The organism is Bacteroides graminisolvens DSM 19988 = JCM 15093 (assembly GCF_000428125.1).
In the GTDB taxonomy this organism is placed as follows: domain Bacteria; phylum Bacteroidota; class Bacteroidia; order Bacteroidales; family Bacteroidaceae; genus Bacteroides; species Bacteroides graminisolvens.
On the sequence record NZ_ATZI01000008.1, the window covers coordinates 79688 to 106152 of the forward strand.

Annotated in this window: 18 protein-coding genes and 2 pseudogenes; 6 read left to right on the forward strand and 14 right to left on the reverse strand. The window is 39.6% G+C overall.

All coding sequences use genetic code 11. From position 1 onward, the window contains the following. Positions 1–24 precede the first annotated feature (24 nt). The 7 genes from C511_RS0108090 to C511_RS0108120 form a co-directional block, all read right to left on the reverse strand. Positions 25–1701, reverse strand: a complete 1677-nt coding sequence (locus tag C511_RS0108090; protein ID WP_024996710.1) for a ribulokinase — start codon at positions 1699–1701, stop codon at positions 25–27. A gap of 1 nt (position 1702) precedes the next feature. After that, complete coding sequence (araA, locus tag C511_RS0108095) at positions 1703–3208, reverse strand: L-arabinose isomerase (RefSeq protein ID WP_024996709.1); 1506 nt, start codon at positions 3206–3208, stop codon at positions 1703–1705. A 30-nt stretch (positions 3209–3238) separates the two neighbouring features. Next, positions 3239–3925, reverse strand: coding sequence for an L-ribulose-5-phosphate 4-epimerase (locus C511_RS0108100; protein WP_024996708.1), 687 nt, complete (start codon positions 3923–3925; stop codon positions 3239–3241). A gap of 7 nt (positions 3926–3932) precedes the next feature. Beyond that, positions 3933–4610, reverse strand: coding sequence for an NUDIX hydrolase (locus C511_RS0108105; RefSeq protein ID WP_027318024.1), 678 nt, complete (start codon positions 4608–4610; stop codon positions 3933–3935). Between the two features lie 5 nt (positions 4611–4615). Continuing rightward, entirely contained in the window at positions 4616–6520 is a 1905-nt protein-coding gene (locus tag C511_RS0108110; RefSeq protein WP_024996707.1) for a sodium/sugar symporter, read from the reverse strand. A 33-nt stretch (positions 6521–6553) separates the two neighbouring features. Next, positions 6554–7693 carry an aldose epimerase family protein gene (locus tag C511_RS0108115; RefSeq protein ID WP_024996706.1) on the reverse strand — a complete coding sequence of 380 codons (1140 nt, stop codon included), beginning with the start codon at positions 7691–7693 and terminating at the stop codon, positions 6554–6556. Between the two features lie 128 nt (positions 7694–7821). After that, positions 7822–12069: a two-component regulator propeller domain-containing protein gene (locus tag C511_RS0108120; protein WP_024996705.1), complete on the reverse strand. Its 4248-nt coding sequence runs from the start codon at positions 12067–12069 to the stop codon at positions 7822–7824. A 177-nt stretch (positions 12070–12246) separates the two neighbouring features. Between C511_RS0108120 and C511_RS0108125 the strand changes: the two genes are divergently transcribed. The 5 genes and pseudogenes from C511_RS0108125 to C511_RS16480 all read left to right on the forward strand — a co-directional run. Continuing rightward, complete coding sequence (locus C511_RS0108125; protein ID WP_034781961.1) at positions 12247–13734, forward strand: arabinan endo-1,5-alpha-L-arabinosidase; 1488 nt, start codon at positions 12247–12249, stop codon at positions 13732–13734. A gap of 35 nt (positions 13735–13769) precedes the next feature. Next, a complete protein-coding gene (locus C511_RS0108130) occupies positions 13770–15758 on the forward strand; it encodes an alpha-L-arabinofuranosidase C-terminal domain-containing protein (protein ID WP_024996704.1) in 1989 nt (662 codons plus the stop codon). Further along, a complete protein-coding gene (locus C511_RS0108135) occupies positions 15758–16735 on the forward strand; it encodes a glycoside hydrolase family 43 protein (RefSeq protein ID WP_024996703.1) in 978 nt (325 codons plus the stop codon). Before C511_RS0108130 ends, C511_RS0108135 begins: the two co-directional genes overlap by 1 nt. 320 nt (positions 16736–17055) lie before the next feature. Beyond that, positions 17056–17172: pseudogene (locus tag C511_RS17875) on the forward strand (IS982 family transposase); the annotation flags it as partial. A gap of 993 nt (positions 17173–18165) precedes the next feature. Next, positions 18166–19128, forward strand: a pseudogene (locus C511_RS16480) (glycoside hydrolase family 43 protein); the annotation flags it as partial. A gap of 119 nt (positions 19129–19247) precedes the next feature. Here C511_RS16480 and galK read toward each other — a convergent pair. The 3 genes from galK to C511_RS0108160 are packed head-to-tail and all read right to left on the reverse strand — an operon-like array spanning position 19248 to position 22924. Then, a complete protein-coding gene (galK, locus tag C511_RS0108150) occupies positions 19248–20399 on the reverse strand; it encodes a galactokinase (RefSeq protein ID WP_024996701.1) in 1152 nt (383 codons plus the stop codon). A 45-nt stretch (positions 20400–20444) separates the two neighbouring features. Next, positions 20445–21785 (reverse strand): MFS transporter, encoded by a 1341-nt coding sequence (locus tag C511_RS0108155; protein WP_024996700.1) that lies wholly within the window; start codon positions 21783–21785, stop codon positions 20445–20447. A gap of 41 nt (positions 21786–21826) precedes the next feature. Further along, on the reverse strand, positions 21827–22924 hold the full coding sequence (locus C511_RS0108160) for an aldose epimerase family protein (protein ID WP_024996699.1): 1098 nt from the start codon (positions 22922–22924) through the stop codon (positions 21827–21829). Between the two features lie 254 nt (positions 22925–23178). Between C511_RS0108160 and C511_RS0108165 the strand changes: the two genes are divergently transcribed. Then, positions 23179–24147, forward strand: coding sequence for a type I phosphomannose isomerase catalytic subunit (locus tag C511_RS0108165; RefSeq protein ID WP_024996698.1), 969 nt, complete (start codon positions 23179–23181; stop codon positions 24145–24147). A 57-nt stretch (positions 24148–24204) separates the two neighbouring features. Here the strand turns inward: C511_RS0108165 and C511_RS0108170 are convergent, their stop codons facing one another. The 4 genes from C511_RS0108170 to C511_RS0108185 all read right to left on the reverse strand — a co-directional run bounded on the left by C511_RS0108170 (position 24205) and on the right by C511_RS0108185 (position 26406). After that, on the reverse strand, positions 24205–24456 hold the full coding sequence (locus tag C511_RS0108170) for a hypothetical protein (RefSeq protein ID WP_024996697.1): 252 nt from the start codon (positions 24454–24456) through the stop codon (positions 24205–24207). Positions 24457–24458: 2 nt separating this feature from the next. After that, positions 24459–24818, reverse strand: coding sequence for a membrane protein (locus tag C511_RS0108175; RefSeq protein ID WP_024996696.1), 360 nt, complete (start codon positions 24816–24818; stop codon positions 24459–24461). A gap of 14 nt (positions 24819–24832) precedes the next feature. After that, positions 24833–25042, reverse strand: coding sequence for a YtxH domain-containing protein (locus C511_RS0108180; RefSeq protein ID WP_024996695.1), 210 nt, complete (start codon positions 25040–25042; stop codon positions 24833–24835). A gap of 116 nt (positions 25043–25158) precedes the next feature. Beyond that, entirely contained in the window at positions 25159–26406 is a 1248-nt protein-coding gene (locus C511_RS0108185; RefSeq protein ID WP_027318027.1) for a DEAD/DEAH box helicase, read from the reverse strand. Positions 26407–26465 lie beyond the last annotated feature (59 nt).

Consider the following 26465-nt stretch of genomic DNA (forward strand, 5'->3'; position numbering starts at 1 on the left):
TCCTTGTTTACCTATAATTATTATTTATGAAAACAGCTCTTTTTCAGTGAATGAGCCAAGTTTAATGTATTTGTCATAAACATCTTGATATGCAGCAGCATTTGCTTCGTTGGGTTTGTATTCAAATGCAAACCCAGATGACATAGCATGTTGTGCATCTTCAATTTTGGTATAAAGACCGGCTGCGGTAGCGGCAAACATGGCAGCTCCCAATGCACAAGCCTGATCTGTTTTACATACTTTGATTGGCATGTTAAGCACATCACTTAATGTTTGCATCACAAAAGATGATTTTAATGCAATTCCTCCAATACCAATTACATTGTCTATTTGTACGCCCTCATTCCTAAAACGATCAACAATTGCTTTAGAACCAAAAGCTGTTGCTTCAACCAAGGCACGGAAAATACGAGGTGCAGAACTTCCTAAAGTGAGTCCTGTGATAGTTCCTTTGAGCATTTGGTTAGCATCTGGAGTACGTCGTCCATTCATCCAATCAGTAGCAATGATTGTACTTTCACTTACTGGTACTTTTTCTGCCTCTTTCGTGAGAGCAGGTATTATTTGAGATGAAATTTCGTCGATCAACTTAGCCTTTGTTGTTTCATCGATCAGCGAGCTTTCAACTAAAATATTTTTAAGAGGGAATTCCAATACTTTTTTAAACCAAGCGTAGATATCTCCGAAGCCCGACTGACCAGCTTCCAGACCAACCATACCCGGAATAACTGAGCCGTCAACCTGTCCACAAATACCTTTGATCAGCTTATCACCCATTTCTTCGTAAGAAGCTACCATGATGTCGCATGTTGACGTTCCAATTACACGCACAAACGTGTGTGGAGTGATACCTGCGCCTACAGCACCCATGTGGCAGTCGAAGGCTCCACCGGCAACTACAACTTGGGTTGTTAAGCCCAAACGTTCAGCCCATTCCTGGCTTAAGTTACCTACAGGTTTATCGGCTGTTTCTGTTTTGTCAAACAAGCGTTCTCTGAATCCTCCTAAGAGTGGATCTAGTGTGGTCAAGAAATTTTCGGCAGGTAAGCCTCCCCATTTTTCGTGCCACATCGCCTTATGTCCACAAGCACAACGGCTACGAACAATATCGCTGCTTTTGTTAACACCAGTAATTAAGGCTGGTAACCATTCGCAATATTCTACAATAGAATATGCTTTGGCACGAACCTGTTCGTCTTGGCGCAATACATGAAGAGCTTTTGCCCAGAACCATTCAGAGGAATAAATTCCTCCTTCGTATGCAGTATAGTCAATGTCCCATTTTTTAGAAAGTTCATTAATTTCGGCAGCCTCTTTAATAGCCGTGTGGTCTTTCCACAAAACAAACATGGCGTTTGGGTTTTCTGCAAATTCAGGAAGAAGAGCCAATGGCGTACCCGTTGCGTCGGTGAAAGCAGGTGTGCTTCCTGTTGTATCAAAAGCGATACCGACTACCTTTTCAGCAGTACCGGTAGGACAAGCTGCAAGAGCTTCTTTCACAGTTCCTTCCAATACATCGATGTAATCTTGTGGATGTTGACGATATTGGTTGATGGCAGGGTTGCAGTACAACCCTTTTTGCCATCTAGGATAATATTTCACCGATGTTGCAAGCGTTTCGCCAGTCATTGCATTAACTACAATTGCTCTGGCCGAATCACTTCCATAATCAAGTCCGATAACAAATTTATCCGTGCTCATATTAACAAAGTGCTTTGTTTAACATATAATACACTTCATTCATTCTGAGTTCTTTCTTGAATTCACTGAGTGTAGTGGCATTATCGATTACTACCATTTCGATTCCCGCAATTTCTGCATAATCTTCTAAGTATTCAACTGTTAAATCGTATGAGAAACTGGTGTGGTGAGTACCACCTGCTAAAATCCAAGCAGCAGCACCTACTTCTAAGTTAGGCTCCGGAATCCATAATGAAGAGGCTACCGGAAGTTTAGGCAATTCTTTGCTTTTGATGCAATTAACCTTATTTACAATAAGGCGAAAACGATTACCCATATCAATAATTGTTACAGCAACGCCTGCTCCTTCTTTTGATGTAAATACTAAACGAGCCGGATCGTTTTTACCACCGATTCCAAGAGGGTGAACCTCGAGTTTGGGCTTATGTTCTGCGATAAGAGGACAAACCTCAAGCATGTGTGCTTGAAGAATAGTACTGTTTTCGCCATCGAAATTTAAAGTGTAATCTTCTAGGAAAGAACATCCTTTAGGCAATCCTTGTCCCATGAACCACATGGTGCGGTATAAAGCAGCTGTTTTCCAGTCTCCTTCTGCGCCAAAGCCATAACCTTCGGCCATCAGACGTTGACATGCCAATCCTGGAAGCTGGTCAATACCTGCTAAGTCGTCAAAGTTAGTAGTGAACGCTTTAGCACCCTTTGCTGCAAGAAAACGACGAAGGGCTATTTCTGCTTTAGCTGCTTCCTTTACTTGGTGATTAAAGTGTTCATTTTTCTTTTGTTCGTCAGCTATCACGTATTCTTTTTCGTAAGTTGCAACGAGTTCCGCAACCTCTGCATCAGTTACTTCATTTAATAGAGCAACCAAATTGGCAATAGGATAGTAGTCAACGTGGTAGCCTAAACGCATTTCGGCTTCAACTTTGTCTCCATCAGTTACAGCTACATTATTCATTTGGTCTCCAAAGCGTATAATACGCATGTCTTGTGCATCAGCCCATCCGGCAGAAACACGCATCCATACTGCAATTTTTGCTTGTGCTTTTTCATCTTGCCAATGCCCAACAACTACTTTACGATTTTTACGCATACGAGTAACAATGTGCCCGAACTCGCGGTCACCGTGTGCCGACTGGTTTAAGTTCATAAAGTCCATATCCATTGTTTCCCATGGAATTTCCTTGTTGAATTGAGTGTGGAAGTGTAGCAAAGGTTTTTTGAGCTCTTGTAAGCCGTGTATCCACATCTTTGCAGGTGAGAAAGTATGCATCCAAGTCATTACACCGATACATTTTTCATCATTATTTGCAGCTTTGAATGCGGCAGTAACCTCTTTAGCTGAGTTTACAGTTCCTTTGTATACGATTTTAACAGGAAGATTGCCCGATTCATTGAGCCCTTTTACTATTTCATTTGAATGTGCATCAACTGCGATAACTGCGTCACCTCCGTACAAAAGCTGTGCTCCTGTTACGAACCATACTTCATAATTTTCGAATGCCATAATTGTATTGTTATTAAGTGATTATTTATTTAATTATTTCTGTCCATAATAAGCATTAGGACCATGTTTCCTATTGAAATGTTTCTCAATAAGTAATGGATTCATAGTCAACTGAGGATTAACTGCAAATGATATACTTGCCATTTTGGCTACCTGTTCCATTACTACTGCATTGTGAACAGCGTCATCTGCATTCTTTCCCCAAGAGAAAGGGCCATGATTTTTGACTAATACTCCCGGAGTATGTACCGGATTCATACCTTCGAATCGTTTGACGATTACATTACCTGTTTCCAATTCATAGGCACCTTCAACTTCTGCTTCAGTCATATCAGCCGTACATGGTATTGCGTCATGAAAATAATCTGCATGAGTAGTACCTATATTAGGTAAGTCAATTCCTGCCTGCGCCCATGCTGTTGCGTATGTTGAGTGAGTGTGAACCACACCTCCTATTTCAGGAAAAGCTTTGTATAATACTAAGTGTGTAGCAGTATCTGAAGAAGGTTTCAATTTACCTTCAACAATATTTCCTTCCAAATCTACAACGACCATATCTTCTGCCTTCATCTCTTCATAAGAAACGCCACTTGGTTTAATAACCACCAGATTGGTTTCTCGGTCTATAGCTGACACATTTCCCCACGTGAATATAACCAAACCGTGCTTAACTAAATCGAGATTGGCACGGAACACTTTTTCTTTCAGAGTTTCTAACATAACCTTTTTATATTTTAAATTTAGGATCTTTTCGATAAGCTTTGCTATTAAATTTATATAGGTACGCTCCCCGTCTGGATCCTGATTTATCTATTTCGTCTGTTTTCTCTATAAAGTCCATTTCAGCAATACGTTTTCTGAAATTTCGTTTATCAAGTGATTCTCCATATATTGCTTCGTAAAGAGACTGTAGTTGACTTAAAGTGAATAGTTTGGATAATAAATTAAATCCAATTGGTTCAGTTGAAGCTTTACGTTGCAAAATATCCAAAGCAATTTCTACCATCTTAGTGTGATCGAAAATTAATGGTGGCAGATCTTTAAATTTTATCCAATGCGCATTGTGCTTTTTGGCTAGCTCCGGATCGTAATGATCAATGTTCATTAGTGCATAATAAGCAGCTGATAGAACCCGTTCACCAGGATCGCGCTCAATTTCACCGAAGAAACCGACTTGATCCATATATACTTTTTCGAGGCCGGTTAACTCATAAAGAACACGTTTAGCCGCTTGGTCCAAACTTTCATCTTTTTGTAAAAAGCCCCCCATTAGTGACCATTCTCCTTTTGCCGGCTCGAAATTTCTTTTTAGCAGCAGCAGATGCAGTTCACTTTGGTAGAAACCGAAAATGATGCAGTCTACTGCTACGTAAAACTTATCTTTACTAGAATAAAATGAACTCATCTTAATTACCAGAACATCACATACAAGATTGTGTAAATTGCACAAATTCCGATTGCGCCAATTGCAAACCCTTTGTTGGTTTTGAATAATTCTAAGTTTATAACTAATGATTTCGGATCCTTAACTACGTCTTTAGAATTCGAGTATAAGAACAATGAGATAGATGATATTAATGCTCCGAAGAAGAATAATGCTTCAAAACCAATATTCTCCAGATAGAGAACCGTTGCATTGCTACTTCCGCTTACATACATGATTTTTTGTATCGCTGCTGAAACAAGGCAAGTCAATGCAATGACAAACGTAAATCTAGCCCATTTCAACATTTTCTTTCTGTCTTCTTCAACGGGTAATTCTACATTCACCTTTTTGTTGTCCATGTACGTCAAAGCAACGAAAATCAAGAATAGTACGATAAATATGTATCCCATACGGAATTGAAATGGCATATCTGGAAATGCTACCTTGAAGAGAATCCCCATTGGGATGGTAAGGATAGAAGTCCAAACCGCAGCATTTGAGGAAGCTCTTTTCCAAAGTAATCCAAGACCGAATACTACAATTATACCCGGATAGATAAATCCTGAATACTCCTGTATATACTGAAATGCCTGATCCAAACCACCTAATAATGGTTGTACGGCTATTGCAGCAATTACTAAAGAAGCTAAAGCTGTTATACGTCCGATTTTCACTAATTGGTGTTCAGAAGCTTTTTTATTGATGTGTTGCTTGTAGATGTCCATTGTAAAAATTGTAGAGGTTGAGTTGAACATGGAAGCAAGCGATGAAATAATTGCGGCTGCCAATGCTGCAAATGATAACCCTTTAATTCCAACAGGAGCAAAGTTTCTAATTAACCAAGGATATGCATCATCTGATACATTGATGTTACCGTGAACATTGAAATAACCTTCCTGAATACCTGGGATGTCCTGAGGATAGGTATACATCACGTATGCTGTGATACCTGGAATTACAACGATAAAAGGAATAAGTATTTTCAGGAAACCTGCAAAAATAAGTCCTTTTTTTGCCTCATCAAGACTCTTTGCTGCTAAACCTTTTTGAATGATATATTGGTTGAAGCCCCAATAACCTAAGTTAGTTAACCAGACACCACCTACTACTGCTGCTATTCCTGGTAGATCTTTAAAGGCATCGGGAGAAAGTGCTCTGTCTACTACCAAATTAAAGTGAGTATCTTCCGGAAGCGATTTCAATTTATCGAAGATAATCACAAATCCATCCCATGCACCACCGTTAGCTCCAGATACAGCTTCAAGTGCAAAGTATGCTGTAATTAATCCACCACCAACAAGGAAAACTACCTGAAGCACATCGGTCCAAGCTACTGCGGCCAAACCACCATAAATTGAATATACACCGGCTATTACAAAAAGGAATATGATGATGTACATACGGTACATTGGGTCAATACCCAATATCTGTTCAATGGCAATTGTTCCTAACCAAGCTACTGAAGTGAGGTTCACAAAAACATAAAGTAGTAACCAAAAAATAGAGAATGCCAATCCTACACCACCGTTATATCGTTCTCTGAGGAACTGGGGAATAGTGTATATTTTCTGGGTAATCATAATGGGTAATAAGAATTTGCCCACCACGATTAACGCAAGCGCTGCCATAAGTTCGTATGCTGCGACGCACAATCCGATTTTATAACCGGAACCTGACATGCCGATAAATTGTTCGGCAGAGATATTGGCTGCAATAAGCGAAGCTCCTACAGCCCACCAAGTAAGCGTATTACCTGCCAAGAAGTAATCATTTGCATTTTTTTCCTGACCTTTTTTGTTGCGGGAAAGGAAAAGCCCTAAACAAACGAGGAGTATTATATACGCCCCGAATATAACAAAGTCAATTGTTTGAAAACCTGAACTATTCATTAGCTAATGATGTGATTATGTTGGTATTAAAAATTATTTGTTTACTGTAAATTTGAAAATACAGTGACTGCGATAAGTTTTGCCTGGCTCTAAAAGAACGGAGGGCCATTCTGGTTTATTGGGACTGTCGGGGTAGTGCTGAGTCTCCAAGCAGATAGCTGCTCGCTGATTGTATACAATACTTTTTTTGCCTTTCACTGTTCCATCTAAAAAGTTTCCTGAATAAACTTGAATTCCCGGTTCATCTGTATACACCTCAAGTGTTATTCCTGAAACAGGAGATGTTAATCGTGCTGCCACTTGTTTGATATCACCGTTTGTGTTTAACACCCAGTTATGATCATATCCATTTCCGTTTTTAAGCTGGTCGTACTCGTATTTGTCGATATCTTGTCCAACAGTTTTAGCTACAGTAAAATCCATTGGAGTTCCTTTTACATCCAGAATTTCACCTGTTGTCATGAATGTGCTGTCAACAGGAGTGAATTTGTCGGCGTTGACATACAATAAATGATCGGTAATTGGTTTCTGAGCATCGCCCGATAGGTTGAAATAAGAGTGGTTTGTCATGTTAATAACCGTTTTCTTATCGGTTGTAGCTTCGTAGCTGATATCTATAGAATTGTCATCTGTTAATGTATACGTAACTTTGGCAGTTACATTTCCGGGGAAATTTTCGTCGCCATCTGGTGATTGGCGAACCAATTCTAATTTTGTGTCGTCAATCTGTTTAGCCTCGTATACTTGATATTGCCATCCTTTGGGACCACCGTGCAAACAATGTCCGAAGTTGTTTTGAGGCAATTGAATGGTATCTCCGTCAATAACAATTTTACCATCTTTTATGCGATTTGCATATCGACCGATGGACGCACCAAAATCACTGGGTATATTTACGTAATCGGCAATGCTGTCAAATCCGAGTACTACATCCTTCATATTACCATTTTTATCAGGTACCATAACAGATACGATACGTCCGCCGAAGTTAGTGATGCAAACTTCCATGCCGTTTTTATTCTTTAGCGTGTAAAGGTTAACGGAATGATCATTCACTTTTGTTTCAAAAGCTTTGGGGTCAAGTCCTGAAAGAGTCGTTTCACTCTTCGGCTGATTACTGCAAGATGAAATCATCAATGCGGCAATTCCCATTAAAATTAAATTCTTTTTCATGTTTTTCGTATTGGTACTTAGTTCGTAAATAAGTTAATGATTTTATTTGGGTGTAAAAGTAACACTTATAATTAAGATGAAACGTTCTATTTATATGTTATGCAACATGAAAGTCTCAAAAGTTATTATTATTCATCCATTAAACTACTTGGCAGGACGTTGAAATGCTTAGTAAAGCAACGGGTAAAATATTTAGGGTCATTGAATCCTACTTCATAGGCTATTTCGGAGATATTCATATTTTTGGTTTTCTTGTTTTTAAGAATAAGTTCATAAGCAATATTTAATCGATAATTCCTGAGAAATTGTCCCGCTGGTTGTCCAACTAGACTTTGCATTTTTTTGTTGAAAAGACTTTTACTTATTCCCATAGCTTCAACTAAGTCGCTTATTTCATAATACGAATTCTTGTAATTGGCTTTGACAATCTCCATCACTTTGTCGATAAACTTCTTATCGCTTGATTCTTCTTCAATCTGAAGTTCTTCTATCTCCATTTTTGCAGAGAACTGTTGCTGGTATCTTTTCCTGTTTTCCAATATATTCTGAATACGGGTCAAAAGCATTTCTTCGTCAAACGGCTTAAGTAAATATTCGTCGACTCCAATTTTGTAACTTTGAAGTTTAGCTTCACTAGATGTTTTTGCAGTCAGCATTAAGAATGGTATATGCGAAATATTGAAGTTTTCTTTTACCTTTTTTGAGAACTCAAGGCCGTCCATGACCGGCATCATTAAATCACTGATAATAAAATCAACGTTATATTCGCTTAATTTAGTTAATGCATCCGCTCCATTTTCAGCTTCTATAACATGATAGGTTTCTTCAAGGATAGAACGTATATATGCCCTCATATCATTGTTATCTTCAACAACTAAAATGGTCGTTTTAAGCGTTTTACGTTTATCCCTTAAACTTTCGGAACTTTCAGTGACAAGCTGTAGTTGGTTATTGAGAGTTGATACGGCGTTTTCCTGTTGGTTTTCTCTAATTAATGGAATGGTCATTCTGAAAGTACTTCCACCTGCGCGGTTGTTTTTCGCAGATATAGAACCATTGTTGAGTTGAATAATGCGTTTACATAGATACAAGCCAATGCCAGTTCCACTTTGTCCATATACAGGGTATTTAACGTGCGACCTTGACTGATAGAACCGGTTGAATATCTTATCAACGTCTTCATTAGCAATTCCTGTTCCGTTATCTTTTATGGCAATATATAAAACTTCCTCTCCGCTCTTTTGTATAGAAGCTACATATATTATGATGTTTCCGTTATTAGGAGTAAATTTAATAGCATTGGATAATAAATTGGCAATTACTTTATGCATAGCGTCCTCATCAAAAAGAAAAAGAGGATTATTTAAGTGATACAGCCGGCTGATTGTGATGTTTCTTTCTTTTGCAAAAATTTCAAAAGGAGCAATGATTGAATGAATAAACTCAAGAAAATTACCTTTGCTTCGAACGATTTCCAATTTACCTGATTCTACTTTTCGGAAATCCATTAACTGATTAACAAGCGAAAGCAGGTATTTTGAATTGCGTTCTACAAAATTAAGCTGCTCAATCACTTGAGGATTGGAACTTAATTTTAATGCGCGTTCAATAGGCCCAATAATCAATGTGATGGGAGTTCGGAATTCATGAGTGATGTTGGTGAAAAACGATAATTTGTCGAGTGTAAGCTCCTGAACCTTCTTAGACATCCGGAGTAATTGTGTTTTTTGCTTGGTGATTTTTTCATTTTGCTGTATCAGCAAATTGTTTTGTCGGGATAACTCGGCCGTCTGTATTTCCAGAACTTCTTTTTGACTCTCAAGTTCCCGGGTGCGTTGTTCTACTTTTCTATGCAGAATCTCTTTTTGACGTTTCAATGTTCTGATTCTCCACAAATAAAATTGATAGACAGCTGTACCAATGAAGAGTACGACCAAAAATATAAACCAAGTTGTTTTGTAGAAATAAGGCTTAATAATTATTGTGAGTTCGCTTACGGGAGCGTTCGTCATGTTTTTGTCAGACGAATACATGACCTGTAACGTATAGGTTCCCGGTTGCAGGTTTGTATAACTGGCAAATCGTCTGTCGGCCGATACTTCCACCCAGTCTTCATCAAAACCCAGCAAACGATAACTGTATACGGCCGTAGCTTGCTGGTCAAAGTTAAGCGAGGAAAATTCGATGGAAAACGATTTTTCTTTTTCATGAATGCGTATTTCTTTGCAGAGTGAGATGTCCTGATCGAGATAATCACTGCCGGGTATAACCTCTTCGTTTCCTACTTTCAGCTTGGTAAAAATAACATTTGCAAGTGATGATTTACTTTCGGAATGATTCGGACTGATTACGCTTAGTCCGTTGAGACTACCAAAGTACAGATCTCCTGTTTTTGATTTACAGTATGCATTCCAATAAAACTGATCACATATCAGTCCATCTTGCGAATTGTAGTTTATGAAATGTTCGTTAGCCGGATTGAAACAAGATAAACCGTTGTTACTGCTTATCCAGAGCCATCCGTAATTATCTTCCAGAATCCCTCTGATGCTGTTGTTGACCAATCCCTCAGAAGTGGTGAATGCTTTAAACTTATACTGCCCTCTGATACTTGTTTTTTGTGCTTTATAAAAGCCATATCCATTGCTTCCTATCCACATTGTGCCATCTTTGGCCAGATAGAAACAGGTAATTTTTTCGTTTAGACCTGATACCGGATCGTCTAACTTATAAGTGATATGTTTGTACTTAAAGAAACCATTTTCGCGTTTGTTGAGGTCAACAATATACAGCCCTTCCAAACAACCAATCCATAATTGATTTTCTTTATCGATAATAGCCCCGATGCATCCGTGAATTTTTTCTCCGGCCTGGTCTTTGAAAGGGGATTTGAAGGTTTCTGAATTTAAATCATAGTAATACAGTCCGTGATTGGAACCTATCCACATTAAGTTATTACGAGTATCATAACAAAGCGAGCCTATAAAATTGATAGGGAAATTAGGATGTGTATCACTGTTTAGGTATTGAATAACGGGTCTGTTGGTATTGTTGATATCCAATAAATTGATGCCAAATCCCCAGGTACCTACCCACAGTCTATTTTGATTATCAGCAGCAATAGCACTTACAGAGTTGTGACTTAACCGGTTGGAAGACTCGGCTGTATAATGATGAAAACGATTCTCCCCTTTACTTTTTCTATTGAGTCCTCCTTCAACTGTTCCAACCCAAAGAGTACCCTTCTTGTCCTCGTAAATGGCATTGACCGGGTTTCTTGATATACTGTTCAGGTCATCTTTATCGTACACATAATTGCGAAGACTAAGTCTTCTGGGTGTTAACTTATTCAATCCACCTGTTTCCGTGCCAAACCATACAATGTTTTTGTCAACAAACACACAGTTTACAAAATTACTGTTCATCCGAGTTGTGTTATCATTGTTCTCCTGATTGAGATGTTCGAACGTATCAGTGATCGGATTGTATATATTGGCCCCTCTTAGAGTGGTAACAATGAGTTGTTTGTCGGTTGTTACAGCCATGTCCGAAATATAATTCTGAGAAATAGAGTAGGTGTTTGTGCTACTATAAGTATAATGCTTCACCATGTTGCCCGTTTTGTTATATCTGTAGAGCCCCTTATCACTTCCTATCCACACCTCATTTTCCTTTAACTTGAAGACAGATATAAATGTACCTTTGTCGAAGATCAGTTTAGGCGAAACCAGTTGCGGAACAATTACGCTGTTATGTGCAGTGAGTTTACAAACTTTATTCTCTAGTCCTACCCAGATACTGCCGTCTTCGTCAACGTCACAAAGAGCTATTGAAGGAATGGGTAAAATATTTAGTTTGAGCTTTGCAATCTCTTTTACAGAGCTGTCTGTCTGGAAAGATATTTTATAAATATAATCGGAGCAACACAGCCAAATAGCGTTTTGACTGTCTTTATAAACCTTTATGCTGGGCTTTTTAAGTATCTCGTTTATCAACCCTTTTTCATCAGCAGGAATAATCAGGTTGCGTGAAGCCAAATCAAGAACACTTGTTCCCCCTTCAGATACAATCCACAAACGTTTGTGAGCATCTTCACATACATTTTGAATGAAGTTACTCCTTAATTTTCCCTTGGTGTTTGATGTGTTGAAATTGACAAACTCGTATCCATCGTACCGGGCCAGTCCGCCTCCTGCAGTAGATATCCATAGGAATCCCTGACTATCCTTATATATATCGTCTACAAAGTTGTGCGGTAATCCGTTTTGCATGGTGAGGTAGCTGATGTTATATCGCAACAAAGAGTTGCTCTGCGCCGTTACATGGCAGACGCAAGCAAACAAAAACATACCCCAAAGAATGTAGTGCTTCTTCATAGTTTCCTTATATATTACAGAGCAAAGTTATTAGAAACTCTTTCATTATCAAAAGAGCAAGTGTCTTTTTGCTTCACAATGGAATATTGTCCACCATTAATATTCTTTAGTCCACCTTACCCCACCTCAGTAAGCCTATTTTTGCATAAAACTTTAGTGATCAAATAAAAAGATATTATGCAAACACGTAATTCGTTTGGCGTTATTCTTCTGCTTGTTTGGGTTTGTTCCTGCACAAAACCTGGGATATACGCACCGGTGTCGCTCCCTAATCCGTGGCAAGACAATTACTTATCAGTGTCGGGTATGGAAAATTATCGTTCATGGGGAACGTACAATGTACACGATCCTGCCTGCAAAAAGTTTGGCGATACTTACTACATGTATTCTACCGATGCTATTTTTGCTGAGAACAAGGAAGTAGCTAAACAGAAAAATATTCCTTTGGGATATATCCAAGTCCGTAAATCTAAAGACTTGGTAAACTGGGATTTGGTAGGTTGGGCTTTCCCTGAAATACCTGCTGAAGCCGTTAACTGGGTACGCACTCATGCAGAAGGTCAGGGAGCCACTAATATCTGGGCGCCTTATATCATCAAACATAATGATGTGTACAGGCTATATTATTGTGTGTCGGCTTTTGGTAAAAAGACATCATATATAGGTTTGGCAGAGTCTGCTTCACCCGAAGGCCCTTGGATACAGAAAGGATGTGTCGTGAAAACGGATGAGCAGACACCGATGAACGCCATTGATCCCAGCGTGATTGAAGATCCTCAAACGGGTAGGTGGTGGATGCATTACGGCTCCTATTTTGGTGGTTTGTTTTGTGTTGAGTTGAATCCCGCTACAGGACTTACCCAGCAAAAAAACGACTACGGTCATCTCATTGCTCGAAGAGCCAACTACAAAAAAGACAACCTGGAAGCGCCCGAGATTATTTATAATCCGGAATTGAAGAAATACTTCCTTTTCGTTTCTTATGATCCGCTGATGACAACCTATAATGTTCGCGTGGGGCGTGCCGACAAGCCCGAAGGTCCGTTTCTGGACTATGCCGGACACGACCTAAAGGATACCACCAATAACTTTCCCATCCTGACGGCACCTTATGCTTTTGAAGGTCATCCCGGTTGGGCAGGTACGGCACACTGTGGTGTGTGGCGCGAGGAAAACGGTCGCTATTATATGTTCCACCAAGGTCGGTTATCGCCCGAAAACCAGTTAATGGTGCTACATACACGGGAAATCTTTTTCAATGCCGAAGGCTGGCCGGTGGTGTCGCCCGAGCGTTACGCAGGAACAAAGTCTCGGCGTTTTACTGTAAAAGATATGTTGGGAGAGTGGGAAATTATGCGTGTGATTGAGCCGTTGCACGAACGTCAACTGGAAGCCGGACAAGTTTTGTGGGGTGAAGGACAGTTGGTTGATGATGAAATAAACAGATCTTCCGTTTATCATTTTGAAAAAGACAAAACGCTTAGAGAAGGAGGTCGTTGGTCGTTTTATGCTGATAAACAGCTGTTGGACTTGACTATAAAAGGAGAAAGTATCAGAAATCTCATTATCTTTGCCGGACACGACTGGGAAAGACAAACGGAAACAATTCTCTTTACCGGACTGGATCAACGCGGCCGTTCGGTATGGGGAAAACGAATAAGATAATTGCATTTATTTAATATATACATAAATTATAAACCATGAGTAAACACAGGACTTTTTTAGCCGCTTTGGCATTATCGGCCGGTTTGGGTATGAATGCTCAAACCAATGAACTAGTCATTCAGACTAAGAAGTTGGGCGCTGAGATTCAGCCAACCATGTACGGACTCTTCTTTGAAGATATTAATTACGGGGCCGATGGAGGTCTTTATGCAGAGCTTGTTAAAAACCGCTCTTTTGAATTTCCTCAAAATCTGATGGGTTGGAAGACCTTTGGTCATGTAACATTAAAAGACGACGGACCGTTTGAGCGTAATCCGCACTATGTGCGTTTGGCTTATCCGGGGCACGACCATAAACGTACCGGATTGGAAAACGAAGGTTTCTTTGGAATCGGCGTGAAGGCTGGTGAAGAATATCGTTTCAGCGTGTGGGCCCGTTTGCCCGAAGGCGCTTCTTCCGAAAAAATCAGAATAGAAATGGTGAAACCCAATACAAATGCCGAAAGACATGCGTTTGCCTCTGAGGAACTAACGATTGATTCAAAAGAATGGAAGAAATACCAGGTCATTTTAAAACCTACGCAAACGGAAGATAAATCTACTTTGCGTATATTTTTAGCATCCAAGGGAACGATTGATCTGGAACATGTGTCTCTTTTTCCGGTTGATACATGGAAAGGACACGAAAATGGCTTGAGAAAAGACTTGGCGCAAGCATTGTATGACATCAAGCCCGGTGTATTTCGTTTTCCCGGCGGATGTATTGTTGAAGGTACCGATTTGAACACGCGTTACGATTGGAAGAAAACTGTTGGTCCGGTTGAAAACCGTCCGTTAAACGAGAATCGCTGGCATTACACATTTCAACATCGTTTCTTTCCCGATTATTATCAGAGCTACGGAATGGGCTTTTACGAATTCTTCCTGCTATCTGAAGAAATTGGTTCGGAACCGTTGCCCGTATTGAGTTGCGGATTAGCGTGTCAGTTCCAGAATAGTGATCCGCATGCTCATGTAGCTGTGTGCGATTTAGATAGTTACATTCAGGACGCACTCGACCTTATTGAATTTGCCAACGGAGCAGTTACCACTAAATGGGGTAAAGTTCGTGCAGATATGGGACATCCGGCACCGTTTAACCTCAAATTTATCGGTATTGGTAACGAACAGTGGGGATCTGAATATCCCGAACGTTTGGAACCATTTATGAAAGCAATCAGGAAGGCCCATCCTGAAATTAAGATTATTGGAAGCTCGGGCCCCGATTCCGAAGGAAAACAGTTTGAATATTTATGGCCGGAAATGAAACGCCTGAAAGCCGACCTGGTGGATGAGCATTTCTATCGTCCGGAAAGTTGGTTCCTGAGTCAGGGAGCCCGTTACGATAACTACGACCGTAAAGGTCCGAAAGTTTTTGCCGGAGAATATGCTTGTCACGGTAAAGGAAAGAAATGGAATCATTTCAATGCATCCTTGCTCGAAGCTGCCTTCATGACAGGTTTGGAACGCAATGCCGACATCGTTCACATGGCGACCTATGCGCCTTTGTTTGCGCATGTAGAAGGATGGCAATGGCGTCCCGACATGATTTGGTTTGATAACCTCAAATCAGTTCGCAGCGTTAGCTATTACGTACAACAGCTTTATGCGCACAACAAAGGAACCAATGTAGTGCCGCTAACAATGAACAATAAACCGGTGACCGGTGCCGAAGGCCAAAAAGGATTGTTTGCCAGTGCCGTGTGGGACAAAGACAGTCAGTCGTACATTGTAAAGGTCGTAAATACGTCGGATGAGGCACAGCCGCTTTCGCTGACTTTTGCCGGAATGAAAAAGAAAGAAGTACTTTCAAAAGGAGTATGCATCAAGTTGCAATCTACAGATCCCGACAAAGACAATACATTAGATAATCCTCAAGCTATTGTGCCTGTGCAAACTGAGGTATCGGCAATGGGTAATGCTTTTGATACGCAAATTGAGCCCAAAACATTTGCTGTCTACAAATTTGTTAAAACCACGAAGTAATGAATAGATTTAGATTCATGGGTAAATTGGGTTTGTTAATCCTTGCACTGGCAGCTCCTTTGGGGCTGTCAGCACAAGGTGATACTACATTTGTGGCCCAAGGAAACCCACTGTTCAAATACAAATATACAGCCGATCCGGGTGCGTTAGTACACGGTGATAAAGTTTATATTTATGCCGGACACGATGAATGCCCGGCTCCGCAAGAACGCTATGTGATGAATGAATGGTGCGTTTTCTCATCTTCCGACCTCAAAACCTGGACCGAACATCCCGTGCCTCTTAAAGCCAAAGATTTCGCTTGGGCTAAAGGAGATGCTTGGGCTAGTCAGGTTATTGAACGCAACGGTAAGTTTTACTGGTATGTCACCGTGGAACACAAAGACATTCATGGAAAGTCAATAGGTGTGGCCGTATCCGACTCGCCAACAGGACCCTTTAAAGATGCCAGAGGTTCCGCTTTGATAACGAATGATATGACCACGCAATACACCCCAATTAGCTGGGATGATATTGATCCTACAGTGATTGTTGATGTTGACGGTCAGGCCTATCTTTTTTGGGGCAACACCCAATGCTATTATGCCAAACTGAAAAAGAATATGATTGAACTCGATGGCCCTATTATGCCGGTTACTCTTCCGCGCTTTACAGAAGCGCCGTGGATTCACAAAAGAGGAGAGTGGTATTACCTTTCTTATGCTTCAGAGTTTCCTGAGAAAATATGCTATGCGATGAGCAAAAACATCAACGGTCCGTGGGAGTATAAAGGTATTCTGAATGAAATAGCGGGTAATTCAAACACCAATCATCAGGCTATTATTGAGTTCAAAGGCAATTGGTATTTTGTGTATCACAACGGGGGAATTAATACGCAAGGAGGTAGTTTTCGCCGTTCGGTATGCATAGATCGCCTATATTACAATGCCGATGGCACCATAAAACGGATTCAAATGACCACGGAAGGGGTTCAATAAACCTTCTGCTATTATACTTTTCGCACATAAAATGGTTCTTCGTCACTTTAGGTGCAGGTTTCGATTCATATAATACTTTGATTCTGAGCAGGCTTATGCCTGCTCTATTATACATTTGCCTTTTATTCCTTTTATTTGATTGACGGTCCCCTCTGCCCGTCCATTGCTTAATGGAATGTCTATGGCTGCCTGTTCTCCAAATCATTCACTTGGCCTTTTCCTTTTATGATGCTTCTGAACTCTCTACATAAATCACCTACTGCTTTGATCTCAATGGATGGTTGATCTTCTTGTCTGAGTGTATTGCTGCCGTCATTTTTCGCCCCGGAGTAGTCCCGAGATTTTCTGATTTGGAGGTTATAGCACTGAATATGATATCAGAAGCAAGGGGTATTGACAGCGAATCATTCTTCTTTTCCCAGCAACAGGAATACAAAGAATAGATAGAACTAATTTTACAAATACACCCCTTTATATCCCGAATCAGACGAATCTTGTCAAGAGCAGTTTTATATATTATTAACGAGTAAACCGGAAAGCAACAAAGATCGGCAAGACTTTGGTAAAACATAACCAACTTTTTGAAAAACATAACCGACTTTTTCAAAAAGATAACGAGCAATTTTAAATCGTAAACCGTCTTTTGGGTCATGAGCAACCGTCTCTTCGCCATCAGACGGTTTCTTATTGACCTTTTGCTACCGTGCAAACCGGCGCGAGACACCGTGTTAATGCAATCATAAACCGTCAAGACATAAAAAAAGGCAAGAGTATGAACTCCTGCCTTTGCGCCTATAATAATTTGAATATACTATAAGCTTATAAGTACAAAGATAATACATTGTTCTGTCAATTCCAAATCATTGTGGTTCTTTTATCAGGTTATTATTAGGGCACAAACCGTGGTGTTTCGAATGTAACGAAAACGGCCAATCCGCAAAATAAATACATAAAGGGACCAACGAAAACGCTTATATACAAACAATAAACAGATAGATGCTTATAAGGAAACATCGTCAAAAAAGTTGGTGATACTTGGTGATACTTGGTGAGGCTTTTTTTTAGCTAAGTGTCACACATAAAAAACTGATAATCAATTTGTTGAAAGGTTGGTGATACTTGGTGATACTTTCTTTCTATCATTTTATGAGGGAATATCTCTTCATTGATGTGTGATGTATAACAATAAATATAATACCGAACCTGCAAAGAAATCCAAAATATAGTTCTTAGAAACATTATTTCTGCTGCTAAATATGTAAATTTGTCATTATTTGAAGGGTACGATGAGGAACGTATGGTTGATTTACTGTTTGACAGTGTTATGCTGGATGCTAAAAAGAATTCTTTACAGTGAAATCCTGGTTTGAATGCAACCCTACATATTGGCCGAATCCATTTTAAATAATTTAGTAATATAGTTTATTATCATGAGAATGTTTCTTGTTTTTTTATTCGTTTTATGTTCGTCGGTGTCTACCGTTTGGGCACAAGTGGCCTCTGAGAAGAATTTCAAGGCTTATTTATTTGTTTACTTCACCGGTAATCACATTGATGAAGAAGCTGTGTGTTATGCCGTTAGTGAAGACGGTTATAGATACAAGGCACTAAACAACAACAAACCAGTTATCGATTCCAAAGTCATCAGCTCTACCGGTGGCGTACGCGATCCGCATATCTTACGGTGCCAGGACGGTAAAACATTTTATATGGTAGTTACCGATATGGTTTCCGACAATGGATGGGATTCTAATAGGGCAATGGTGCTGCTGAAATCAAATGATTTGGTGCATTGGAGTCATTCGGTCATTAATATGCAGAAACGATATAAGGGACAAGAAAAGCTGAAGAGGGTATGGGCACCTCAAACGGTATTTGATGCAGAGACCGGAAAATATATGGTTTATTGGTCAATGAAGTATGGTGATGGTCCGGATGTTATTTATTATGCGTATGCTAATAAAGATTTTACCGATCTGGAGGGTGAGCCTAAACCATTGTTTTTACCGAAGAACGGAAAATCTTGCATAGATGGTGATATTGTGTTCAAAGAGGGAGTGTATCACTTGTTTTATAAAACTGAAGGGCACGGAAACGGAATAAAGAAAGCAACAACACGTTCGTTGACATCCGGCCAATGGGAGGAAGAAGATGGTTATAAACAACAAACAACTGAGGCTGTAGAAGGCGCCGGCACTTTTAAATTAATCAACCAAGATAAATACATCCTGATGTATGATGTGTACATGAAAGGAAAATACCAGTTTACTGAAACTACTGATCTGACGAATTTCCGGGTAATTGATCAAGATGTGACAATGGATTTTCATCCTCGTCATGGAACAATTATTCCCATTACGGCAAAAGAATTAAAGAGAATAACTTCAAAATGGACTAAGTAAGTGTTGTAGGCAACAAGCTTATTCGCTCATTTTTCATACATAAAAGAAAGCGGTAAAACGAGTTATTACACTACGTTTTACCGCTTTTCTATTATACTTTTATTTGATGATTAAACTAATCTTCTTGAACCATCACTAATTACTACATCGTATACTTTAGGACTTCTTCCAAATTTAGCCTTGAAAGTTTCTTTTGCTTTGGCAATGAAGCTATCATAAAGTTCATCTTTCACCAAGTTGATGGTACAACCGCCGAAGCCGCCACCCATCACGCGCGATCCGGTTACGCCGCATTCTTTTGCACAATCGTTAAGGAAATCAAGCTCTTCACAGCTAACTTCATACAATTTGCTCATACCGTGGTGAGTCTCATACATTTTTTGTCCCACAGTCTCGTAATCGCCTACCTGCAGAGCATCACAAACATCAAGCACACGTTGAATTTCTTCAATCACGTATTCAGCACGCATAAAATCTTCCGCAGTGATTTCGCTCTTCACTTCCTTGAGCATGTCCATAGTGGCATCTCTCAAGAATTCTACATTCGGGTGATTCTTTTTGATGGCAGCAACTGCTGTTTCACATGACTGGCGACGTTTGTTGTAAGCCGATGAAGCCAACTCATGTTTAACAACTGAGTCAACCAATACCAAGCGGTAACCTTCCGGTTTGAAAGGGAAGTATTCGTATTCCAAAGAACGGCAGTCCAAACGGATAAGGCTTCCTGCTTTTCCGAATACCGAAGCAAATTGGTCCATGATACCACATTTTACACCGCAATAATTGTGCTCGGTAGCTTGTCCTACTTTAGCCAGCTCAAATTTGTCAATGTTACCGTTGAAGAGTTCGTTCAATGCAAACGCGTATGTACTTTCCAAAGCGGCAGAAGAAGACATACCTGCACCCAAAGGAACATCACCTGCAAATGCGGTATTGAATCCTTTTACAGCTACTCCACGTTTAATCATTTCACGGCATACTCCGAAAATATATCTTGCCCAACTAGCTTTAGGTGCATCTTCTTCATTCAACCCAAATTCTACATAGTCTTTCAGGTCAATAGAGTAAGCGCGTACCTTATCGGTGCCGTTTGGCTTTATCTCTGCAATCATTCCTTTGTCAATAGCTCCCGGAAAAACAAATCCTCCGTTATAGTCAGTGTGTTCTCCGATGAGGTTAATGCGTCCGGGTGATGCATATACATTTCCGGTTTCGCCGTCAAAGTGTTTGATAAAACGGCTTCTTACGAATTCTATATCCATGGTGTTTTAAATGTTATAGTGTGAATAAATTAAATGAATGTTCGGTTATTCTACCGGAATATCTTTGTTAACGTTTTTACAGCCAACCAAACCATAGAATAGTAAGTAAGCCAGTAAAACGATAATCAGCCAGTAACTTGCCATGTAGCCTACAGCATCTGAAATGAATTGTTGAACAAGTGGCAGCACACCACCACCAACAACCATCATCATGAAAATACCCGAAGCTTGTGCGGTGTATTTACCTAAACCTTCAACTGCTAAGTTGAAAATTCCACCCCACATGACCGATGTACATAAACCGCAAAGTACAAGGAACAAGGCACTTACAGGAACTTGCGCCATTTGGAATCCTTTGTCTACGCTATAACCTGGCATAGAAAGAGTCACTTCTTTGGGGGTAATGATAGCGATCAATACAAAGCAGATGGCTGTAGCCGATACAACAATAAGTTGAGTTCTACTTGATATTTTACCACTGATAGCGCTACTAGCCGAGCGACCTACCAGCATCAGTAACCAATAAATAGCTGAAATAGCACCACCGATAGCTGCACCGTCTACTAATAAGCCGGCACCTTTTTCGCTAGAGTCAGCCAAGTAAAAGTTTAGTGTACCCGGTATACCGATTTCGATACCAACATAGATAAAGATACCAACAACACCTAATAATGTATGGCGGAAATGCCAAGGGCTGTGAGCAAATTTTTCCTTTTCAACATTGCCTTTGCGAAGATGTGGTTCGGGGATAGCAATGAATGAGATGATGATAAATGCAGAAGCAAATACTCCCATGGCAATAAATAGCAACGGTGCCACATCAGTCATAGCAGTCTGAGCCGTAACCGTGCCGATCAATGCGCCTACAAAGAGTGGAGTCAATGTACCCGAAAGTGAGTTTAACGCACCACCGGTTTGTATGAGCTGATTACCTTTGTTGCCACCACCTCCTAAGAGGTTTAACATGGGGTTTACTACAGTGTTAAGCATACATACGCAGAAACCGCAGATAAATGCACCCAATAAATAAATGATGAAGTTCAATTTTATTGCGAATCCACCCAACGTGAACACATCCAGATTGGCTCCGAATAAACTTGATAGATATTGAGTAAACAAGCCTAAGACACCCACTGCCATAGCAATGAGGGCTGTTTTCTTATACCCGATTTTAACGAGCATATTTCCTGCTGGAATTCCCATAAATAGATATGCTAGGAAGTTCATCATGTTTCCCATCATACCTAAGGTGTTGGCTCCTTCGTATTGGTTTTTCCAGATTGTACCGAAAGGCGCTGCCAAATTTGTCACGAATGAAATCATGGCAAAAATGAAGAACATCGTGATTATGGCAACGATGTTTCCGTTCTTTTTTTCTTGTATCATTGGTAAGTTTTTAAAGTAGGGTTTATAAATGAGTTAGTTAATTACTTTTCTATTGTAAATTTGTAAATAGTCATTTGATAATACTCTTCACCCGGTAATAAGGTTGCTGAAGGAAAATAAGGTCTGTTGGGAGTATCAGGGAAACATTGTGCTTCAAAGCAGATTCCACTTCTTGCAGGGAAAGTTGCTCCGTGCGCACCTTCGAAACCATTCAGCCAATTACCCGTGTAAAGCTGAACACCAGGTTCAGTGGTATACACTTCCATAGAACGTTTGCTTTCGGGGTCGGTATAGATTGCTGCCAAACTTAAATCGTAACCCTCTTCTTTGTTCAGCACATAGCAATGGTCATAACCGGCACCGTTTATCAATTGTTGGTGTTTTTCTTCTATGCGTTCACCCACTGTGTGAGGAGTGCGAAAATCCATAGGGGTTCCTTCTACCTTCAGTATCTCTCCGGTAGGGATAGACACTTCATCAATAGGTAAAAAATGATCCGCATTAATTGTAACCAGGTGATTGTTGATAGATGGGGTGGGGGTAGCTATTCCTGCCAAGTTGAAAAAACCATGATTGGTGAGGTTTACAAGCGTAGTCTTGTCTGTTGTGGCACTGTATTCTATAACCAGAGCATTGCTTTCTTCATCAATCTCGTAAGTCATTGTAACTTCCAAATTTCCGGGGAAGCCTTCTTCACCGTCTACTGAAAGGTATTTAAACTCGATAGTACTTTCATTTAATTGATTAGCATCCCATACTCTTCTGTGGAATCCTGTGGGGCCGCCGTGCAACGCATTCGGACCGTTATTAATGGCTAGTGAGTATACCTCCTCATCCAGAGTAAATTTCCCTTTGGCAATACGGTTTCCATATCGACCAATCACGGTACTTAAAAAGGGTTCCGGACTATTGATTACATGGTCAATGCTATCGTGTCCTAAGAGTACATTCGCATATTTTCCATTTTTATCGGGCACCATAATTGAAAGCAGAGCACAGCCAAAGTTTGTCACAGCTACTTCCATGCCGTTTTGGTTTCTCAGGATATATAAATCCGTGTTCTTTCCTTCTACCTGCTTTTGGAAATTCTTTCGATCAAGTTTCGATAAATTTCCGTCTGTTGAAAACGTGTTTATCATGTTCGGTATTATTTAAATTTCTGCAAATAAAGACAAATTCTTCGGTTCTCCCAAATTATTAGTGGCAAATGTTATTGTATTATTAGGAAAGTTTAGCGTTTGCCTGAACGGTATCTTCAAATTGTATTTTGAATGCTTAATTGCAGTTCTTTTTTGAGGAAAAAAACATTTTAAGAATGAATATTTTGATATTTTTTGTATGTTTGCCTTGAATTGTTAATATCCAATTTATAATCTAAGTTTATAACAAAAAAATGTATCCATTAAAATTTGAACCCATATTAAAGCAAACGCTTTGGGGGGGCGATAAAATTATTTCATTCAAACAGCTGAATGACACACGAACTGAAGTAGGAGAAAGTTGGGAAATATCTGCCGTAGAAGGTAGTGAGTCTATCGTAGCAGAAGGACCCGACAAAGGAATGACTTTAACAGAAGTACTAAGCAAATACCGCGAAGAACTTTTAGGAGAAGCAAACTATGCTCGATTTGGTGTCAAATTTCCCTTGTTAGTCAAGTTTATTGATGCGCGCCAAGATCTTTCCATTCAGGTTCATCCTTCAGATGAATTAGCCAAGAAACGTCATAACTCAATGGGTAAAACTGAAATGTGGTACGTTATTGGTGCAGATAAAGGAGCCAAACTTCGCTCTGGCTTTTCTGAACAGATTACCCCCAAGGAGTATAAGGATAGAGTCTACAATAACACCATTACAGAGGTTTTACAAGAATATGACATACAACCGGGTGATGTGTTCTTCTTACCGGCAGGTAGGGTTCACAGTATTGGTGCGGGGGCTTTTATAGCTGAAATTCAACAAACATCCGATGTTACTTATCGTATTTATGACTTTGATCGCAAAGACGCGAAGGGAAATGCACGTGAGTTACATACCGATTTAGCACGGGAAGCTATCAATTTCGAGGTACTCGATGATTACAGAACTCAATATGATGTGGTTGAAAACGAACCCATAGAACTGGTTGCCTGTCCTTACTTTACTACTTCGTTATATGATATGACTGAAGAAATCACGTGTGATTATTCGGAGTTAGATTCTTTTGTGATTTTCGTTTGTGTAGAAGGAAGTTGTACGCTTTATGATAATGAAAAAAATGAGGTGTCATTTAAAGCCGGAGAGACGGTTTTAATGCCCGCATCTATACAAGAAGTAACTATTGTGCCAAACGGTAAAGTGAAATTGTTGGAAACATACGTTTAGGAAATACTTATTGTTTGATATGAAAAATCCACGTCTTAAACTGAGATGTGGATTTTTTTATCTGAAGAATTGTCTGATTCTCTTCATTATTTTGATGCCTAGCATAGCTCCTTCGATAATTGCCATTCCGGTATTGAACGATTTTAGCAGTGAACTTCCTGTCGATGCTGCTTCAGAATAGGGTGCAAAGCTTTTCCTGGCCGTTTTCACGATGAGGCTCTTTTGCTCACGAATGGCTAGTAATACCTCTTCCTTTTGTCTGGCTATTTCTTCCAGAGTTATTTTTGCGGTAGTATCTTGCTTATTCATGACTACTTTGATTTATTTAAAAATAATCGGGCTACGAAATTCACTGTTGGTTGAATAATAAGCTGCTTTTTAAAATAGATAACTAACAGAATCAGTAATACGTTGATTCCCGCAATAACGGCGAAACTGCCCGTTAAACTACCAATTAGAGGCTCAAGTATGTAGGCTAGTGCAAATAATGCATAGAACAAAGCCACCATGCCTAATATGATAAGTATGATTACAGTTATGAATGTTGAAAATAAAATGGTTAGTTTCTCGGTAATTTCCAATTGGGTATATTCCCTTTGTAACTCCAGATACTTCTTGAATTCAACAAACAATTGTTGCAAATTGTCTATACTTTCGTCGTTAATAAACATAGTGGCTTTGAATTTTAACCTTTGACTTCATTTTTAATTTCAGCAGCAATCTCATCTACTAAATCTTCCATGTCGGTTCGATTTAGTTTAATACCTTTTTTGCGAAGTGCTTCTGCAATTTTTTTACGGGTATCTTCTCCTTTTTCGGGTGCAAACAATATCCCGAGTGCAGCTCCCACAGCTGCTCCTCCTAAAAATGCGGCCAGAACATTTAAACCTTTCATAATCAATCCTTTCTTTTAAATGTTATTACTATTGATAAACGCTGAGAAAGCAAATATTGTTCATTCTTTTTTTGAGTATGATTGTTCTTGCTTTCTTTTCTTTTTTCCACTTTTTCTTATTTTTCCCTTTTCTTTCTTCTCCAAAAATCACCGTTCGATTTATTTCCCCGATACTTTTTGTTTTCTTTCGCCTTTACTTTAAGCTCTTCGGTTACTTTTTCTTGGGCTATAATATTGTCTTTGGTTACAAAAGGGTGATCTTTTACTACTTCAATATTTTTGTTGATCAGCTTTTGTATGGTTTTCAGGTAAGGAATTTCTTCCGAATCACATAAAGATATGGCGACACCTTCGTGACCTGCACGACCAGTTCTTCCTATTCTGTGAACGTATGTTTCCGGAACATTAGGCAATTCGTAATTGAATACGTGTGATAGTTGGTCAACATCAATGCCTCTAGCTGCAATATCAGTTGCTATCAGTACACGCAATGTATGTTCTTTGAATTCGCTTAACGATCTTTGTCTGGCATTTTGGCTCTTATTTCCGTGAATAGCGTCGGCTGTAATACCTTGTTTGCGCAAAGCGCGAGATAGCTTGTCGGCTCCGTATTTGGTACGCGTGAATACTAATGCCGATTCAATGTTCGTATTTTCAAGTAAATGAATCAGTAAGTTCGTTTTCTCTTTTTTCTCAACATGATAAATATACTGAGATATGATATCTACCGTAGAAGAGATCGGAGTAACTTCTACTTTAGACGGTTTGTTCAGCATGCTGTTAGCTAATTTCTCTATTTCCGGGGGCATGGTTGCTGAAAATAGAAGAGTTTGGCGTTTAGATGGCAACAGTTTGAGTATACGCTTAATGTCATGAATAAAACCCATATCGAGCATACGATCGGCTTCATCTAAAACGAAGAAATCTAGTGCTTTCAAAGATACAAATCCTTGTTCTATTAAATCAAGCAATCGCCCAGGAGTTGCAATAAGAATAGAACTGCCTCTTCTGAGTTCATCGGTCTGTTGCTTTTGTTTTACGCCGCCAAATATTACTGTGTGACGTAAACCGGTGTATTTGCCGTAAGCTTCAAAACTTTCACCAATTTGTATGGCCAATTCTCTGGTTGGAGTTAGTACCAATGCTTTGATGTCTTTCTTGTGATTACTGTTATACAATGTTTGTAAAATGGGTATGGTGAATGCAGCAGTTTTTCCTGTTCCTGTTTGTGCACAACCTATCAGATCTTTTCCTTGAAGTAAAACCGGTATGGATTGTTCTTGTATGGGAGTAGGTGAGGCATATCCCTCTTCTTTAAGCGCCCTAAGTATAGGGTCAATTAATTTTAAATTTTCAAATGTCATTGATTCGAGTTAATGAGCCTCTCGGCTCCGTTATAGTAGGCACAAAGATACGCTAACCT